At 42.3% G+C, this 16,599-nt stretch carries 13 protein-coding genes and 1 other annotated feature; of the genes, 8 read left to right on the top strand and 5 right to left on the bottom strand.

Annotation, left to right across the window (positions count from 1 at the left end):
- Positions 1 to 9 precede the first annotated feature (9 nt).
- From hcp to FN961_RS24545, 3 genes are all read left to right on the top strand, one after another.
- Positions 10 to 1,674 carry a hydroxylamine reductase gene (gene hcp / locus FN961_RS24560; protein ID WP_144042778.1) on the top strand — a complete coding sequence of 555 codons (1,665 nt, stop codon included), beginning with the start codon at positions 10 to 12 and terminating at the stop codon, positions 1,672 to 1,674.
- A gap of 100 nt (positions 1,675 to 1,774) precedes the next feature.
- Positions 1,775 to 2,878 carry an FAD-binding oxidoreductase gene (locus tag FN961_RS24555; RefSeq protein WP_144042777.1) on the top strand — a complete coding sequence of 368 codons (1,104 nt, stop codon included), beginning with the start codon at positions 1,775 to 1,777 and terminating at the stop codon, positions 2,876 to 2,878.
- A gap of 469 nt (positions 2,879 to 3,347) precedes the next feature.
- Positions 3,348 to 3,683, top strand: a complete 336-nt coding sequence (locus FN961_RS24545) for a hypothetical protein (protein ID WP_144042776.1) — start codon at positions 3,348 to 3,350, stop codon at positions 3,681 to 3,683.
- Between the two features lie 77 nt (positions 3,684 to 3,760).
- On the opposite strand, the gene FN961_RS24540 is transcribed toward FN961_RS24545, so the two are convergent.
- Both FN961_RS24540 and hpf read right to left on the bottom strand, forming a co-directional pair.
- Positions 3,761 to 5,749 (bottom strand): chorismate mutase, encoded by a 1,989-nt coding sequence (locus FN961_RS24540; protein ID WP_144042775.1) that lies wholly within the window; start codon positions 5,747 to 5,749, stop codon positions 3,761 to 3,763.
- A gap of 130 nt (positions 5,750 to 5,879) precedes the next feature.
- Positions 5,880 to 6,001: a sequence feature (Phe leader region), on the bottom strand.
- 1,039 nt (positions 6,002 to 7,040) lie between these two features.
- Positions 7,041 to 7,409 carry a ribosome hibernation-promoting factor, HPF/YfiA family gene (hpf, locus tag FN961_RS24535; protein ID WP_144042774.1) on the bottom strand — a complete coding sequence of 123 codons (369 nt, stop codon included), beginning with the start codon at positions 7,407 to 7,409 and terminating at the stop codon, positions 7,041 to 7,043.
- A 289-nt stretch (positions 7,410 to 7,698) separates the two neighbouring features.
- Here hpf and FN961_RS24530 point away from each other — a divergent pair, with 289 nt between their 5' ends.
- Positions 7,699 to 8,367, top strand: a complete 669-nt coding sequence (locus FN961_RS24530) for a cytochrome b/b6 domain-containing protein (protein ID WP_144042773.1) — start codon at positions 7,699 to 7,701, stop codon at positions 8,365 to 8,367.
- A gap of 344 nt (positions 8,368 to 8,711) precedes the next feature.
- On the opposite strand, the gene FN961_RS24525 is transcribed toward FN961_RS24530, so the two are convergent.
- Complete coding sequence (locus FN961_RS24525; protein ID WP_144042772.1) at positions 8,712 to 9,173, bottom strand: c-type cytochrome; 462 nt, start codon at positions 9,171 to 9,173, stop codon at positions 8,712 to 8,714.
- A 307-nt stretch (positions 9,174 to 9,480) separates the two neighbouring features.
- On the opposite strand from FN961_RS24525, the gene trpR reads away from it, so the two are divergent.
- Positions 9,481 to 9,759: a trp operon repressor gene (trpR, locus tag FN961_RS24520; protein WP_144042771.1), complete on the top strand. Its 279-nt coding sequence runs from the start codon at positions 9,481 to 9,483 to the stop codon at positions 9,757 to 9,759.
- A gap of 3 nt (positions 9,760 to 9,762) precedes the next feature.
- Here trpR and FN961_RS24515 read toward each other — a convergent pair whose 3' ends face one another.
- Together FN961_RS24515 and slyD are read right to left on the bottom strand one after the other, a co-directional pair.
- A complete protein-coding gene (locus tag FN961_RS24515; protein WP_144042770.1) occupies positions 9,763 to 10,143 on the bottom strand; it encodes a hypothetical protein in 381 nt (126 codons plus the stop codon).
- Between the two features lie 157 nt (positions 10,144 to 10,300).
- On the bottom strand, positions 10,301 to 10,888 hold the full coding sequence (gene slyD / locus FN961_RS24510; protein WP_144042769.1) for a peptidylprolyl isomerase: 588 nt from the start codon (positions 10,886 to 10,888) through the stop codon (positions 10,301 to 10,303).
- Between the two features lie 775 nt (positions 10,889 to 11,663).
- Here slyD and thrA point away from each other — a divergent pair.
- From thrA to thrC, 3 genes are all read left to right on the top strand, one after another.
- On the top strand, positions 11,664 to 14,129 hold the full coding sequence (gene thrA, locus FN961_RS24505) for a bifunctional aspartate kinase/homoserine dehydrogenase I (RefSeq protein ID WP_144042768.1): 2,466 nt from the start codon (positions 11,664 to 11,666) through the stop codon (positions 14,127 to 14,129).
- Positions 14,130 to 14,214: 85 nt separating this feature from the next.
- Positions 14,215 to 15,150, top strand: a complete 936-nt coding sequence (gene thrB, locus FN961_RS24500) for a homoserine kinase (protein ID WP_144042767.1) — start codon at positions 14,215 to 14,217, stop codon at positions 15,148 to 15,150.
- Between the two features lie 18 nt (positions 15,151 to 15,168).
- Positions 15,169 to 16,449 (top strand): threonine synthase, encoded by a 1,281-nt coding sequence (gene thrC, locus FN961_RS24495; RefSeq protein WP_144042766.1) that lies wholly within the window; start codon positions 15,169 to 15,171, stop codon positions 16,447 to 16,449.
- Positions 16,450 to 16,599 lie beyond the last annotated feature (150 nt).

Here is a 16,599-nt window from a genome sequence, read left to right as displayed (position 1 = left end):
GCAGTAGCAATGTTTTGTATTCAGTGTGAACAGACAATTAGAACCCCTGCAGGAAACGGCTGTAGTTATTCCCAAGGTATGTGCGGCAAGCTTGCTGATACTTCAGATCTACAAGATTTGCTTATCTACTTGTTGCAAGGGGTGTCAGCTTACGCTGTTAAAGCTCGTGAGTTTGATATTGTCGATAGCGAAATTGATGCCTTCGTGCCAAAAGCCTTTTTTGCGACTTTAACCAATGTAAACTTCGATGATGACCGACTGCTTGATTACGTTAAACAAGCCGATGTGTGCCGTAATCGTTTGAAAACAGCTTATGAAGAGGCATGTGAAGCTGCTGGGAAGACGCCTGAACAGTTAAGTGCTCCGTCGCAATTAATTTTAGGTGCTACTAAACCTGAGATGTTAGCGCAAGCGGCATTAGCGGCTCCAAACCGTGGCAAAGCGGATATTCATGAAGATATCCTTGGCTTACGTCTGCTTTGTCTTTATGGCTTAAAAGGTGCTGCTGCTTATATGGAGCATGCTCGCGTGTTGAGTCAGACTGATGTTGAAGTGGCTGCTCGTTTTCATGAATTGATGTCTTTCTTAGGTGAAGATTCTGTTGATGGGGAGAAGCTCTTTTCCGTTGCCATGGAAATCGGTCAACTGAACTATCGCATTATGGCCATGCTGGACAAAGGCGAGACGTTTGCATTTGGTCACCCAGAGCCAACTCAGGTGAATACCGTTGCAGTGAAAGGTAAGGCTATCTTAGTCTCTGGCCACGATATGGTTGATTTAGAGCTTATCCTCAAGCAAACAGAAGGTAAGGGAATTAATGTCTTTACCCATGGTGAGATGCTACCGGCACTCGCTTACCCTGAGTTGAAAAAGTACCCACATCTTGTTGGAAACTATGGCAGCGCTTGGCAAAATCAACAGAAAGAGTTCGCTAACTTCCCAGGTGCGGTAGTGATGACCTCTAACTGTATTATTGATCCTAATGTTGGTGACTATTCTGACCGCATTTTTACCCGTAGCATTGTTGGCTGGCCTGGAGTTACCCATCTTTTAGGTGATGACTTTTCTGCTGTTATCGAGAAGGCGCTTGAGCTTGAAGGTTTTATCTATGATGAGATCCCCCATCTAATCACCATAGGTTTTGCTCGAAATGCACTCATGGCTGCAGCCCCTGCCGTGGTTGAGAATGTGAAGAACGGCTCCATTAAACACTTCTTCCTCGTTGGTGGTTGTGACGGTGATAAGGCGGAGCGCAGTTACTTCACTGACATCGCGACAGCGGCGCCAAAAGACTCTGTGATTTTGACCTTGGGTTGTGGCAAGTACAAGTTTAATAAACTTGAATTTGGCGACATTAATGGCATTCCACGTTTACTTGATATTGGTCAGTGTAATGATGCTTACTCTGCTATCCAGCTTGCCATTGCGCTTTCAGAAGCCTTCGGTTGTGAGATTAATGAGTTGCCATTGAGCATCGTACTTTCATGGTTTGAACAAAAGGCAATCGTGGTGCTGCTAACGCTATTGTCATTGGGTGTGAAAGATATTCGCACCGGCCCAAGTGCGCCGGCATTCTTAACCGATAACCTACTTAAGGTGTTAGAGGATAAGTTTGGTCTTCGCGGCACTACGACTGCAGAAGCCGATCTCAAAACCATCTTAAACGTCGCATAAAGATTCGTTCATATAGACCTAGCCTTCTTTATGGGGGCCTTGGTCCGTTTGAGTTTTAACCCTTAATTTAAATCTCTTTTCTAAAATGAGTGAAAACAAGATGAGCACTGATACTCTTTCTAACCCTGATACCGATGAATTACAACTGACTTCGCCGAGTTGGCAGCGTGGTGAGGTTGAGCTTTTGTGTGTAGAGAAGTGGCATGAAACCCATGATGTGATTAGTTTTCGTTTTCAGGGAAAGAGTCCAGTTAAGTTTCAGTTTAAACCCGGCCAGTTTTTAACGTTTATGCTTGAGATTAACGGTGCACTTACTCACCGAAGTTATACCATCTCTTCATCCCCTTCACGTCCATATTCAATTGTGGTGACCATTAAACGTATCGAAGGTGGCCTCGTCTCCAATTACCTTGCTGAGTCCTTGAAGATTGGTGACACCATCTTGGCGACAGGGCCTGATGGCGTATTTAATCTTGTTGATATTACTGCTAGAAAATTCCTTTTCTTAAGTGCAGGTAGTGGGATTACGCCAATGTACTCAATGACGCGCTGGTTAACAGATACCAAAGTGGGCGCTGATATTGCTTTTCTTCATTGCGCCAAGAGCCCTGAAGATTGTATTTTTAAGAATGATTTAGACAAGATAAATCAAAATAATCCCAAGCTGTCTTTACGTTATATTCTAGAGTCTGGTATTGAGCGTTTACCCGTAGGACAAGTGTGCAGAGAAGGGCGTGTTAATGGGGATAACCTAGCCGAGCTTGTCAGTGACTTTAAAGATAGAACGGTATTTGTCTGTGGGCCTGCTCCGTTTATGTCTGGTGTTCAGGCTTTATTGAGCGAATTAGGCTTTGATATGTCTCAGTATCATCAAGAGAGTTTTGGTGACAGTATTGTTGGTGGTACTGGGAATGTAGCACTCCCATCAGTTGAACTGAGTGAAGAGGACGGCTTTATGCTGAGCATTGATGATCGTCAACGTGTGCTGACATCAGATCAAAGCTTGCTTGAAGGTATAGAAGCGGAAGGTTTACCAATCATTGCAGCGTGCCGTTCTGGTGTATGTGGCGCTTGTAAATGTCAGGTGATTAAAGGAGAGACTGAATCTTCTAGTCAGATGAGCTTAACCCCTGATGAAATAGCACAAGGTTTTGTGCTCGCTTGCTCTACAAAGTTAAGATCCGATGTCACTTTAGTACTCTAGAGATTAACGCTATCTTTTAGAGCCTTGAGTATGAGTTTATACCAATCAATATAAGATGTTGATCTACTCAGAGTGTTTTTTGGCAAACTAATTCAAGACGAATGGATGACATAATGGTTGTTCCCTTGTGAGTTCATTCAACGCAGAAATAGGCAGCCAAAAACACTCCTTACAGGCGAGTTTTAGCGGTTCTGATGCTGTGTTAACGTGCTTAATCGTAGAATAACTATGCTCTTCACTCGTTGCAAAGAACATGGATGTTCTGAATGTCGTTAATGCAGGAGCAATTAATGACCTTGCCTCAGGACCGCTAAATTCTCGCTGAGCGATCAAATCTTTATACTGATTGGTATTATTAGAGGGCAAGTTGGATAGGGTGTGGATAAAGATGAATTTGCGCAATAGCCTGTGACACAGTATTGTTAAGGAGTGAGTGTTATCTTCTTCTTGTCATTATTGGAGCGTATCTATGATATCGACAGCCTCAGCGAGAGTATCCATGGACGATCCGAGCTTAGCGCATCTCCTGTATGGTTTGATGACCGCGTTCCCGCTGTTTTTTCTGCCAACGTTATTAGGCTTAGTCATCAACCTTGCTCATAAACCGTTAAGTGAAAGCCCTGTTATCCAATCACACCTGCGCTGGCAACGTCACTCCATTATCGGCTTTACGATATTAAGCATTGTTGGCTTTCTTCTCTCACCTTTGTGGGTGAGTGTGAGTATTTATGTGGTCGCGACACTTTGGTTTTGTCATCGAATTATCAAGGGTTGGTTAAGCCTGACTGAAGGTACTGCAGTCTAAGAATATCTTGTGTGGTACAAAATGAAGATTAACAAAGAGGACCTAGGTCCTCTTTTTTGTGGGTGAACTAAATGGTTCTATTTATATAATTCTCTTAAAAGCTCACTGTGACTGGCAAGCTCAGCGTCAAAATCATTATTGTCAGAGGTGAAATTCAATATTAATCCGTCGGCATTGAGTTGCTTACCCGCTACCGAATGAGGCATCAGCGTTTGCTTATTTGATGCGTAACTTGGATTAATTAAGACGGGTAGGTGAGTGATTGTCTTGATATCCACTAAAGCGGCTAGATCGAGTGAAGGCATGATGGAATCACTGAAAGTTCTTATACCAGACTCACAAAGGATCAGTTGTTGATTGCCTTGGGTCAGTATGGTCTCTGCAGCCGTCAGCAACTCCTCAACACTTGCCATGGTATTTCGCTCCAATATCACAGGGATATGTAACGATCCAACTTGCTTCAGTAAGGTTTTATTGTGCATCTGCTTACCGGTTATCAGCAAAATGCTGGCATGCTCAGTAGCAAATTTGAGCTCTGATTCATGTTCGACTGAAATAATGCATTCAAGATCAAACTGATGTAGTGCTTTTTTGAACTCAAGCACATTTGAGTTCACATCAACCTGATGCGATAAGCCCTCTAAAATGACTGCCTGAAATCCCGCTTCCTTGAGTAATTTTGCTTTATGACTATAGCGCCCACTATCTTGTGGTAGGGAGATAAGTGCGATGGCACCAAATTGCCCATCACCGACTTGTAGCTGCCCTATAGTGACCTCTGTTGCATCTGCTTTATGAGCTTTGCAATACCTTAATAGCTCGTTGTTAATAGAGGCATTTTGCACTGTTGTTTTACTTGAGTGCTCAGCACGACTGGTGTCGGGCTCTATCATTAACTGGCTATTGGTCAGCTGCGTTGGATTGACGGTTTCGCAAGGGTAACAACCCAATACTTTAATAAAGCGTGTGATACGTTCAAGCTCTTTGAGTGCAGACTGCATCGCATCACTGGCGAGATTTGCATCGAGATCCAGATAAAACATCTCCTCCCAAGGTGTGCCTGGAATAGGACGTGATTCGAGCTTACTCATATTCAGGTCATGGGCTTTTAGTACTAAGAGGGCTTCTACTAGCGCACCAGGCTTTTGCCCTGTTGCCATGATCAAGGTTGTTTTAGCTGGCAACTGTTCTGGAACTGCAATGGCTTTTCTAGCGACCACAATAAAACGGCTTTGATTGATTTTTTGATTGGCTAAATCTTGGTCTATCGCTTCAAGCTGATAGAGAGCTCCACCTTCTGCACTCCCTATGGCGGCGACAGTGGGATCGTCATTGTCGACGATTTTTTGCATGGCTTCAGCACTGCTTGAGCAATACTCAAGTTTATAGTCAGGGTGAAGGCTCAGGTATCGACTGCATTGACTGATAGGCTGAGGATGCGCGTAGACGGTCTTTATTTGTGTTAACTTACTGCCGTTTTTAGCGAGAAGGCAGTGGCCGACTTCTATTGTCGTTTCACCAACGATAGCTAAACTCGTATGTTGCAGAACATCGTAGACTTCATTAATAGAGCCTGATGAGGTGTTTTCTATTGGAAGAAACCCATAATCAGCATGACCGGATTCAACGGCCTGAACGATTTCATCAAAACTTTTGCAACCTAAGTCTTGCATATTGACCTGTCGACGGTCGCAATATCGATTAGCGGCTAAGTAGGAGTATGAACCTCTCGCGCCAAGATAGGCCACATTGTATTGTTGCTTTTGAATTTCGGGGTTGGCTCGGCTTTGTAGGTAAGCCTGCTGGTTGAGAACGGAGTCTTCAATGATGCTTTGGTATAAAGAGATAACATAATGGGCATCTAGCCCTTGTTCACGACCTTGTTTGACGAGTCGAGAAAGCAATTCTTTTTCTCTTTGTGTATCTCGAATCGGACGGATGTCGACCTCTTTACTTCGAGCAACATCCAGACTGAGCTCACGTCTTTTAGCCAATAGTGCCAGTAGATCTTTATCAAGCGAAGTGATCTGTTCACGGGTATGATTCAAAGGCTGTGGTTTGCTCATGTAGTCCTCTATGTTTTGACCGAATTCTAATACAAAGCCAATTCTCCCATTCCGGGTAAATTGGTATCAATGTTCCTGACACAAAGTAAATTTATATCCATCCATGGTAAATTTACATAAGTGTTCCTGACACAAAAAAGCCCCCCTAGTGGGAGGCTTTGGAATTTTCACTTTCGTTTTTACACCGAAATTCCGCCTCCCTGTATGGGTGGAATAAAAAAGAAAGTAAAAAAGGGGGCTGTAAGTTGTTTCATGTCTATAAAAGTAAAGCTCGAACCCTTTAGTGTCAATTAAAACTTGTTTTATATTTAAGCGTGGAGAGATATCGTCTCTATTGAACTATGGATGTTCCATCCTTAAGGCTGTGTCATAAATGTTTCAGACATAACTACCACATTTTTCCATCCATGGAATGTGGCATAAATGTTCCAGACATAACTACCATATTTTTCCATCCATGGAATATGGCATAAATGTTCCAGACATAAAAAAGCGCACCTTGAGGTGCGCTTTGGATAAAATTATAAAAAATCAAACTCAGAGTTCCTCCTTTATATGATGAAAACCTATTGTGTTAACTTCGCCCTCTATTCTAAATGAAAGCGTTAATAGATTGACCTAACCTAACATTAATATTCAGACTTTCGCTGTTAACCTTGTACTTGTTAAACCTTCTGGCTGCTTAGTCTGTGTGATCACGAACCTAATAAATCTGCCTAACGTTTAAGATTCTCCATTAGTTGTATCGCTATTTGTATGACCAATTTGCCGTTGTAAATTTTTACTATCGCTCCTTATGATTTAGTTAACATCTAGCTGGATTTTGCTAATGTTCCTTTCTTTCTTAGTTAAAATCTGACTGGTTGCATCACGCTTCTCAATTAAGGGAGACAAGAGTCAGATCTGTTTTCTACTTAGGTACTATCAGGCATATCGGCTTTAAAAGCTCATCTGCCTAGGGCTGCCTAACTGAATGAGTTGAGGGCCTTAAGGCTACTATTCGCCTGAGTTCTTTTTTACAGGTCTTACGATAATTTTAGTGATTCTGATATCGCTCCTCTGTTAGTTGAAATCTGGCTTCTTACGTCACGCTTCTTAATTAAGGGAAGTAAGTTTCTGATTTCGTTTTACCACTTGCCACACTATCAGGCTCATTAGCTATAAAAGCTTATCTGCCTAAGGTTACCTAAACAGTAATGAGTTTAGGACCTTTTATAGGCGATTGGAGCCTGAATACTTTCTTTCAATTAAGGCCATAAACTCACGTTGAAAGGCCTGTATCATTCGACGTTTAAGCGGCAAACTCTTCGTCAAATTCTTCATCGAACTGATTACTCGTATCAACCGCTTCCTCTTGTCTTTTTAATGATTCATGGCGCTGAGCTTCTGGCTTATGGGTTAGGCGATTGAGTTGTTTCTCTAATTTTTGTCCCATCGCGTTAATAGCTGAGTAAAGGTCTTCATGTTTTGCTTGAGCAAAAAGCTTGTGATTAGGGATCCCGACTGAGGTTTCAATTTTAAATAATTGCTTCTCTTGCACTATGATGACATGTGGATTAATAAGTTGAACATCATGTCTAGATAGCTTTTCTAAACGGGCCTGAATGCGTTCACGAATAAGGGGAGTAACTTCAAAATTCTTGCTAGTGATCTTTGTCATATGTTGAACCTTCTCTTATTGCCTTGGATTTAGATTACCAATCTTGACGACGAAAGTCGTGATCTTAATCACACTTTTATCGCTATTTTGTGTTGTTCGTTTTTTTTTTGATCACTTAGACAATTCTTGAAAATATCTAGTGTAAATTGCTTGTAAAGGGAGCAGAAGAGGCTCATATTTGAATGGATAAGTTCAAGTGCTTTTTTTATAATACCTCCCAAACCTGCGAAAATATCACCCTAACGGTTAATCCAATATCCTTTTTCTCTCACTTATATCTGGTAATAAAATGAACAATAAAATTAAAGTCTGGGATCTTCCTACTCGGATTTTTCACTGGGGCATGATTTTCTTATTGGCCTCTTTGTGGTGGACAGCCGATGATGGAGAGATGGATTGGCATCAGGTATGCGCTTATTCTTTGATGGTTCTTATCATTTTTAGACTTATTTGGGGCGTGATTGGGAGTGACACTGCTCGTTTTAGTCACTTTATTAAGCACCCTAAAACAGTATTAGATTATATGAAGCTGACTAAGCATCAAGGTGTGACTTCGAGTGTTGGCCACAACCCTTTAGGTGGGTATATGGTGATAGTCCTAATGCTATTAGTTTCAATGCAGTTAGTGAGTGGCTTATTCGCTACCGATGAGATTTTTACTGAGGGACCTCTTTACTCTTACGTATCAAGTGATACTAGCTCTTTGATGACTTGGCTACATAGGAAGGTGTTCTATGTCATGTTAGGTTTTGCTTCTATTCACGTGTTGGCAGTTATATACCACCGAATTAAAGGCGATAAGTTAATAGTCCCCATGATCACAGGCTATAAGCAAGTGCCAGACACCACTCAATTAGATCTAAAGTTTAAGCCTGCACTATTGGCGCTATTACTGCTGGCTGTGGTCGCGGGACTTGTGGGGAACTATTTGATCCTCCCTGTGTTGGAAATGCTGTAATTCAAAGGAATGCCAAAAACAAACAATAAAAAGCCTGACGACCCATGGAGTTGTCAGGCTTTTTATTTGCGATTTATACCAATCCCATTAAATAAGTGATCAATTCAGAGCCACTCAGGTTTTTCAATTCAAGGCGCATTGATGAGGAAATGGTTACTCCCTTTTAAGTCAATGCAAAGCAGAAGTGGAATGCCTGAAAGGCTCACGTAGTGCGGGTTTCAAAGCCCTTTATTCGGCGTTAGATGCTCTAGAAATAGAATAACTATTAGCGTCAATCATCTGTCTTGCCTATAGGGCTTTGAATTCCCGCTGAAAGATCACATTATTAGTGGGATTGGTATTACTTAGTCTTTCTTGTATACGTCATGACAGCCTTTACAGTTCTTAGCTGTTTTCAAGAAAGCTTGCTTTAACGCTTTTTTATCATCTGCTTGTGCTGCAATAGAGAGTGCCGCTGCATCTTTTTGTAGTTGCACCATCTTGGCATCGAAATCTGACTTCTCAGTCCAAACCTTAGCTAGGGCTTCTGTATCGCCCTTATCTGAACCTGGCGTAAAACCTTCTAAAGGAAGTTTTGAAAGTGCGGCGACGTTTTCTGCACGCATAGCAAAAACTTGTGCATCGAATGGCTTCTTACCTTTCAACATCGCACCCATATCACCGAAGTTGTAGGCCATTAAGCTGAATGCCGATTGGCGATACTCGATAGCATCATCAGTTTTTTTAAAGTTGTCTGCTTGTACGCTTGTAGCTAATACAGTGCTGCTTACTATTGCCAAAATGGCCATTTTTGCTTTCTTGTTCATTATATTGCTCTCACGTTTTTTGTAGTTTTGTGACATCACTCTGTTATTGTATTCTTTTTTTACCAACTGATACTATCCAAATATTCAATAGTTTACATGTAAAGATGCAACGATTTGTAACTGCGGGTTCATTAAGGTTAATAGTATGAAAAGCTTAAGTAAAAGTGTGATGATTACTTTTGATTCTATTGGCTTATTGGTACAATTGTAATGGAGTAGCAGTACATCGAACGCGGCTAATTGGTATAAGGTGTGAGAGTAAAAAATTGAGTAAATTGTCGGAAATAGAGCAGAGGAGGGGGAGGAGATGAGAGCTGAGTGGGATTCTGTATTAGAAAAAGTTGTGAGTCATCAAGATCATAATGCGTTGCTTGAGTTATTCGAACTGCTATTGACAGAAGAGGAGCGTAGCGCTGTTGCTGGTAGGCTCAAAGTATTTCAGGCACTTCTTCTCGGTGAGATGAGTCAACGCCAGATAGCTGCTGAGTGCAAAATAAGCATTGCAACCATTACCCGCTGCTCTAATTACCTTAAGCATATGTCGCAAGATCAAAGAGAGAAGATCAAACAACTTATATTAAGCTAGCGACTAAAACATGCTTTGTTGGATAGGGAGCTGGTGACGACGATAAGCAGCCCGTCTCATTAAGACATACACAGAGTAACTCATTAAACTAAGACTGATCACCGTTGCTAATCCCGTTGCTGACGACTTTAAGACAATGACGGCAATGAACAGGTAAACGAAAGGAAGGGTGTTATAAAGTGATACGGGAACTTTGCCTTTTTTTCGTTTTCTCATAGGATCAGTGCGGCGGTTTTGAGAGCGCATATTATAGACTTTGGTGCCGAGATAGAAAACGGTAAAGGCTGCGACCATCGCCCAGCCCTCCTCTAATAACAACATGCTGGTTGAACCTATAACAATGTAGCCTAATGGCAGAATTTCGTAGAGGGGTTTGCTAAGCATAAACAATCCTTTGTTTTTGGAACAAGTTTGGATACCTGTTCTCTTGCTGAACAATAATTATAGTCGAAAAAAAACCCATAACATTGATAAAATGTGATGGGCTTATATTGAATAGTCATGAGCTAATATGCATTAGCACTTATTCTATCGTTAATGATTATCTACAGCCGCATCCACCGTTGCCATCGCAACCTTCTTTAGCGGGTTCATCTTCTTTCTGGCTGCAACAACCACCTTCATGGCTATGCTCATGTCCATGATCAGAACCACAGCTGCTGCCGTGAGCATGAATGTGGCCGTGTGCTATCTCTTCGGCAGTCGCTTCACGAACTTCCTTGACTTCAACAACAAAGTTCAAGGCCTGTCCTGCTAATGGGTGGTTGCCATCGACAACAACAACATCATCTTTTACTTCGATAACCTGAACAGGACGTTGTCCCATTTCAGTTTCAGCGATAAAGCGCATACCTGGAACGATATCTTCAACATCACCAAAAGCACTGAGTGGTACTTCCTGACGTAAACCATCATGGTATGGACCATAACCGTTAGCGGCATCAACAGTGACATCAAGCTTATCACCGGCAACTTTGCCTTCTAGTTCAGTTTCAAGACCTGGGATCATGTTTTCTGTTCCATGAAGATAAAGCATTGGCTCACCTTCAAAAGAATCTTCGATAACGCGGCCTTGCTCATCAGATAAACGGTAGTGGATGCTTACTGCACAGTGTTGGGTGATTTTCATATCGCCTCCAATTCAGAATGTGCGCGCATTTTAGCTTGCTTTCTATTTGTTGGCGATGATTTGCATTCGGTAATGTCGGTTAGCTCAGGTTTCTTGCACATATATTGCCGAGTAGAAGTTGTCTGATTTGCATCAACTTACGTTGAAAAATGTATTTTTTGCGTAGTTAAGCATTTTTTTTAAAAATAAATTCATTGTGTAAAAGTTGATTTTTATAGAGGGGATTGTTACTCATGTTTGTTAGTGTCGTTTAGCGCTTACAGGGCGTTATTTTGCTATTTTTAGACATGTTTAGATTGTATGCGAAATTAAAGCTATTAATTTTCAGTGCTCTGCGATATTTCTTACCTTTCCGTAAACGTAATATATGCTATTTAGTTAGCCTATTAGTGACCTTAAGTGTTCACTAGCTTACTCTTACAATCCTTATAAGGAAAAATAGAGACATAATGGTTTTTTCTATACAAATTGTTATTAGGGACTTGACATCTGCATAAGAAAAAAGCAATTCTGTACTCATAGATTTTCACGTTTATTTGGATGAATTAATTCCGATGCATTGCCTGAATAGAGTTGTAACCACCATTATTACAACCACCACGATTATTTTCGTGGGGGCAGGCTAAACGTACTTAAGATTTTTTGAATATGACAAGCCCGCTTCCACACCAAGAAGCGGGCTTTTTTGTTTTTATACCCAAAGGAACTCAATATGCAAGATTCAGCATTTTGAAGTGGCTTGGGAATTAAAGTAGCGCGGTATCAAGGAGAAAGTATGAAAGTAATGAAGTTTGGCGGTACCTCGCTAGCGAACTGGCAACGATTTAGTGCAGCAGCAGCAATCGTTGCCGATACGGCACAGGATGAGTCTGTCGCAGTTGTATTGTCAGCACCAGCAACCGTGACCAATGGTTTGTTGGAAATGCTTGAACGTGCAACTCAAGGTGGCGATTTTAAGACTGTGTTGGCCGACATAGAGCGTGTTTTTACCGACTTATACCAAGGTGCTAGTTCGACGTTAACGGCATCGCAGTTATCGCTGCTAATGTCAAAGCTAACTGAGCAGCTGAACTTCTGGGAAAAGAAGTCGCTGGGAATTAGTTTACTTAACGAGTGTCCAGACTTTGTTCGTGCGGAAGTGTTAGTTGGTGGAGAGAAATTATCATCTGCGTTGATGATACAGCTGATGATAGCCAAAGAGCTCAGTTCAGACTTGCTTGAGTCTCAGCGTTTGTTTGTTGCAACAGGTGAGCCATTAGAGTCAGTGGTTGATATTGAGTTAAGTAAGGCCAAGTTCGAAAGCGTTCCTTTAGACAGCAAGCGTGTTTGGGTTATGCCTGGTTTTACTGCCGGAGACAGCAAAGGACGTACTGTGATTTTAGGGCGCAATGGCTCTGATTATTCAGCTGCGGTATTGTCGGCTTGTTTAGGTGCTAGTTGCTGCGAGATCTGGACTGATGTCGATGGTGTGTATAATACGGATCCTCGCGTTGTTGCCGATGCAAAACTGCTTTCGCAATTGAGTTACCAAGAGGCGATGGAACTGTCCTATTTTGGTGCTAAAGTGCTTCATCCTAAAACCATCTCTCCTATTGCCCGTTACCATATCCCTTGTTATATCCGTAATAGCTTTAACCCTGCAGCAGTTGGGACGTTAGTGTCAAATGAAGCTGATAAGAGCGGTTTAAATGTTAAAGCTATCTCTAACCTAGATAGTCAAACCATGTTTGATATCTCTGGCCCTGGTATGAAAGGCATGGTCGGAATGGCTAGCCGTACTTTGGGGGCTATATCCCGTGCTGGTGTGTCTATTTCGCTTATCACTCAGAGTTCATCTGAATACAGCATCAGTTTTTGTATTGCGACTCAAGATGCAGATAAAGCGAAAACGTCATTGGAGCTTGAATTTGAACTTGAACTAAAGAATGAGATCTTAGAGCCTATCGAGATGAGAGACAATTTAGCGATTGTTTCACTGATTGGTGACGGTATGCGAACTCACAAAGGCGTTGCTGGAAAGTTCTTTCAAGCCTTAGCTCAAGCGTCAGTGAATATTATTGCCATTGCGCAGGGGTCTTCTGAGCGTTCAATCTCTACGGTGATTGAACAGCGTAAAATTAAACATGCCATCTCAGCCTGTCATCAGAGCTTTTTTGATGTACAACACTACCTTGATGTTTTCTTAGTGGGTTGTGGCAATGTCGGTGCAGGCTTACTTGAGCAGATAAAGCAGCAAGCTCAGATATTAAAGCAAGAGCACATCACCATTCGAGTGTGCGGTATTGCTAACTCTCGTCATATGTTACTTGATGCTGAAGGGGTCGACCTTAATGGTTGGCAGAGTTTACTGTCAGATTGCCAAACAGAATGTGATTTAGACTTCATGCTGGCATGGGCGAAGGAGCAGCAGCTACTCAATCCTGTGTTAGTTGATTGCACCTCAAGTGAACATGTATCTGATAAGTATCTGGACGTGATGAATGCAGGTTTGCACGTTGTAACGCCAAACAAAAAATCCAATACCCGAGATAACGAATATTATCGTGCACTACGCCACACGGCCCTTAAGCAACGTAGGCAGTTTCTCTATGAAACAACGGTAGGTGCGGGTTTACCTGTTATTGATAACCTTAAAAAATTGCTCTTTGCAGGGGATAAATTACTTAAGTTTAATGGCATATTATCTGGTTCACTCTCCTATATTTTTGGCATGTTAGATGAAGGGATGACCTTGTCTGAAGCCACTGGTATTGCGCGTGATAAATGCTTTACAGAGCCTGATCCTCGAGAAGATTTAAGTGGTATGGATGTTGCGCGTAAAGTGCTTATTCTTGCCCGTGAAGTCGGCCTGGAACTTGAACTTAATGATATAACCATTGAGTCTGTTTTGCCTGATGACTTCGATGCTAGTGGTGATGTTGACACCTTTATGAACAATCTGCCTAAACTCGATAGGGAGATTTCCCTGAGAGTTGAAAAAGCGCGTTCAGAAGGGAAAGTATTGCGCTATTTAGGCCAAATCGATGATGACGGTTGTCGTGTCAAAATAGCTGAAGTGGACGCTACAGATCCTCTGTACAGTGTAAAAGGGGGCGAAAATGCGCTGGCATTTTATAGCCGTTATTATCAGCCAATTCCATTTGTACTGCGTGGCTACGGTGCTGGTACTGATGTGACCGCTGCTGGTGTATTTGCCGATCTTCTTAGAACCTTGAACTGGACTCGGGAGATGAGTGTATGAGCCTGAATTTGTTTAATGCAGCTGCTTCTATGACAAGTGGTGTGGTTCAAGTCGAGACAATGAGATATCAAATGGGAGGTTTGCTATGAGCCTAACTGTTTACGCTCCCGCATCGATGGGAAATGTCGGTGTCGGTTATGATCTGCTCGGTGCTGCACTTGCGCCTATTGATGGCAGTCTATTGGGCGATAGAGTCTCTATTGTCTCTTCGCCAGCCGGTGTTTCATTAGACGTTGAAGGCAAGTGGGCTGACAAATTACCCCCTAATCCTGAAGAAAACATTGTTTATCAATGTGCGCTATTTTTTATGGAACAACTGAACATACAACAGGGCATAGCGCTTACTTTAGAGAAAAACTTACCCGTAGGTAGCGGCTTAGGCTCTAGTGCCAGCTCTGTGGTCGCCGCCCTTTATGCCCTTAATGAATATTTCGACACGCCCTATGATGAACAAGCGTTGTTACGCTTAATGGGGAAGTTTGAAGGTCAGATTAGCGGTTCTGTTCATTATGATAATGTGGCTCCCTGTTATTTAGGTGGGATGCAGTTGATGTTGGACACAGAGCATAAAGTGTGTGGCAGCATTCCATCATTTGAAAATTGGTACTGGGTCGTCGCTTATCCGGGAATATCGCTTTCTACGGCTAAGATGCGCAAACTGTTACCTGCTGAATATGATAAATCAGTGGCTATCGAATTTGCGCGGAATCTGAGTGCATTTGTTCATGCTTCTTATCGACAAGATGCTGAGTTGGCTATCTCTGTATTAAAAGATGTCATGGCTGAACCTTACCGTGCATCGTCCATACCGGGATATGAATTAGCGAGAGAAGCCTTAGATAAACTTGGCATGCTGTCGACAGGGATCTCAGGTAGTGGTCCCACACTCTTCTCTGTCACTGACAGCTTAGAGACTGCTGAAGCAGCGCAAGCTTGGTTAGATTCAAACTACGTAGAGCATGGGGTTGGTTTTTCTCATATTTGTAAGCTAGATGCCTTAGGCACTCGCAGAATTGATTGATAGAAGGTATTGGAATTCATGGAACTGTATAACTTAAAACATCCATCTCAAGTGGTTAGCTTTACCGAGGCACTGAAACTTGGGCTAGGTAAAGATAGAGGTTTGTTTTTTCCGAAGGAGATCCCTGTATTACAGGATATGGACGCTCTGCTGGCGCTGCCATTTGTTGAACGCAGTAAAAAGGTACTCGGCGCCTGGCTTGCATCTGAAATAGGTCAAGAGACGGTTGATTCTCTGGTTGAGAAGGCCTTTAACTTTGATCTTAAATTAGCGAAAGCTGATGAAAATAGATACTGCTTAGAGCTGTTTCACGGTCCTACTTTAGCGTTTAAAGACTTTGGTGCCCGCTTTATGGCGCAATGTCTCAATGAGCTAGCGGGTGGCGACAAAATCAATATTTTAACGGCTACATCTGGTGACACTGGTGCAGCTGTAGCCGATGCTTTTTTTGGGCTCGACAAAATTCAGGTTGTCGTGCTTTATCCGAAAGGGAAGATAAGTGTCTTACAGGAGAAGATGTTCACTACCTTAGGTGACAATATTCATACTGTGTCAGTGGAGTCAGATTTTGATGCCTGCCAAGATCTAGTCAAGCGTGCATTTGAAGACAGTGATGTGCGTGACGGTTTACATCTTAATTCTGCTAACTCAATCAATATCAGCCGTTTACTGGCACAAATCTGTTATTACTTCGAGGCGGTAGCACAGTTTAAAGCTCAACATCAACAAGATCCTGTGATTGCCGTTCCAAGTGGTAATTTTGGCAATCTCACTGCAGGTTTGTTTGCTAAAGCAATGGGACTGCCTGTTGCACGTTTTGTCGCCGCAACCAACAGCAATGATACCGTGCCGCGTTATTTAGACAAGGGTGATTGGCTTCCGCACGCAACGGTAGCGACAATGTCTAATGCAATGGATGTGGCAGAGCCGAGTAACTGGCCAAGAGTTGAAGCAATTACTGAGAAGATGGGGTGGTCTCTGTCTGAAATTACAGGTGTTGCTTTGTCGGAAGAGGATACGTCGGAAGCGTTGAAGTCACTTTACAGTCAAGGTTACCTGTCTGAGCCACATGCTGCGATTGCGGCACAAGCATTAAACCTAACGTTATCTGATGAAGAGAAAGGTATATTTCTAGGCACGGCGCATCCGGCCAAATTTAAGGATGTCGTAGACAGAGAATTAGCGATAGCACTTCCTTTGCCAGCAGAACTTGCTGCTGTAGAGAACAAGGATATTTTATCAGTGACGTTAGCGGCAGATTTTAGCCAATTAAAGACGCATCTGTTTAAGATCCTGTAATCATATAGCGATATAAAAAGAGAGCGTATGCTCTAATGCCGGTAAGTTAAGCTTACTGGCATTTTTTATTCCTGGCGTATCTCTGAGGTCTTCGTTTAACCGTCCTAGGAAATGACCTCGTTCGTCGAGGCTCTAAAATTAGGCTTTCTG

The organism is Shewanella hanedai (assembly GCF_007197645.1).
Lineage (GTDB): Bacteria > Pseudomonadota > Gammaproteobacteria > Enterobacterales > Shewanellaceae > Shewanella > Shewanella hanedai.
The sequence above is the reverse complement of the archived record's forward strand: the minus strand, read 5'-3'. Positions and strand labels throughout refer to the sequence as shown.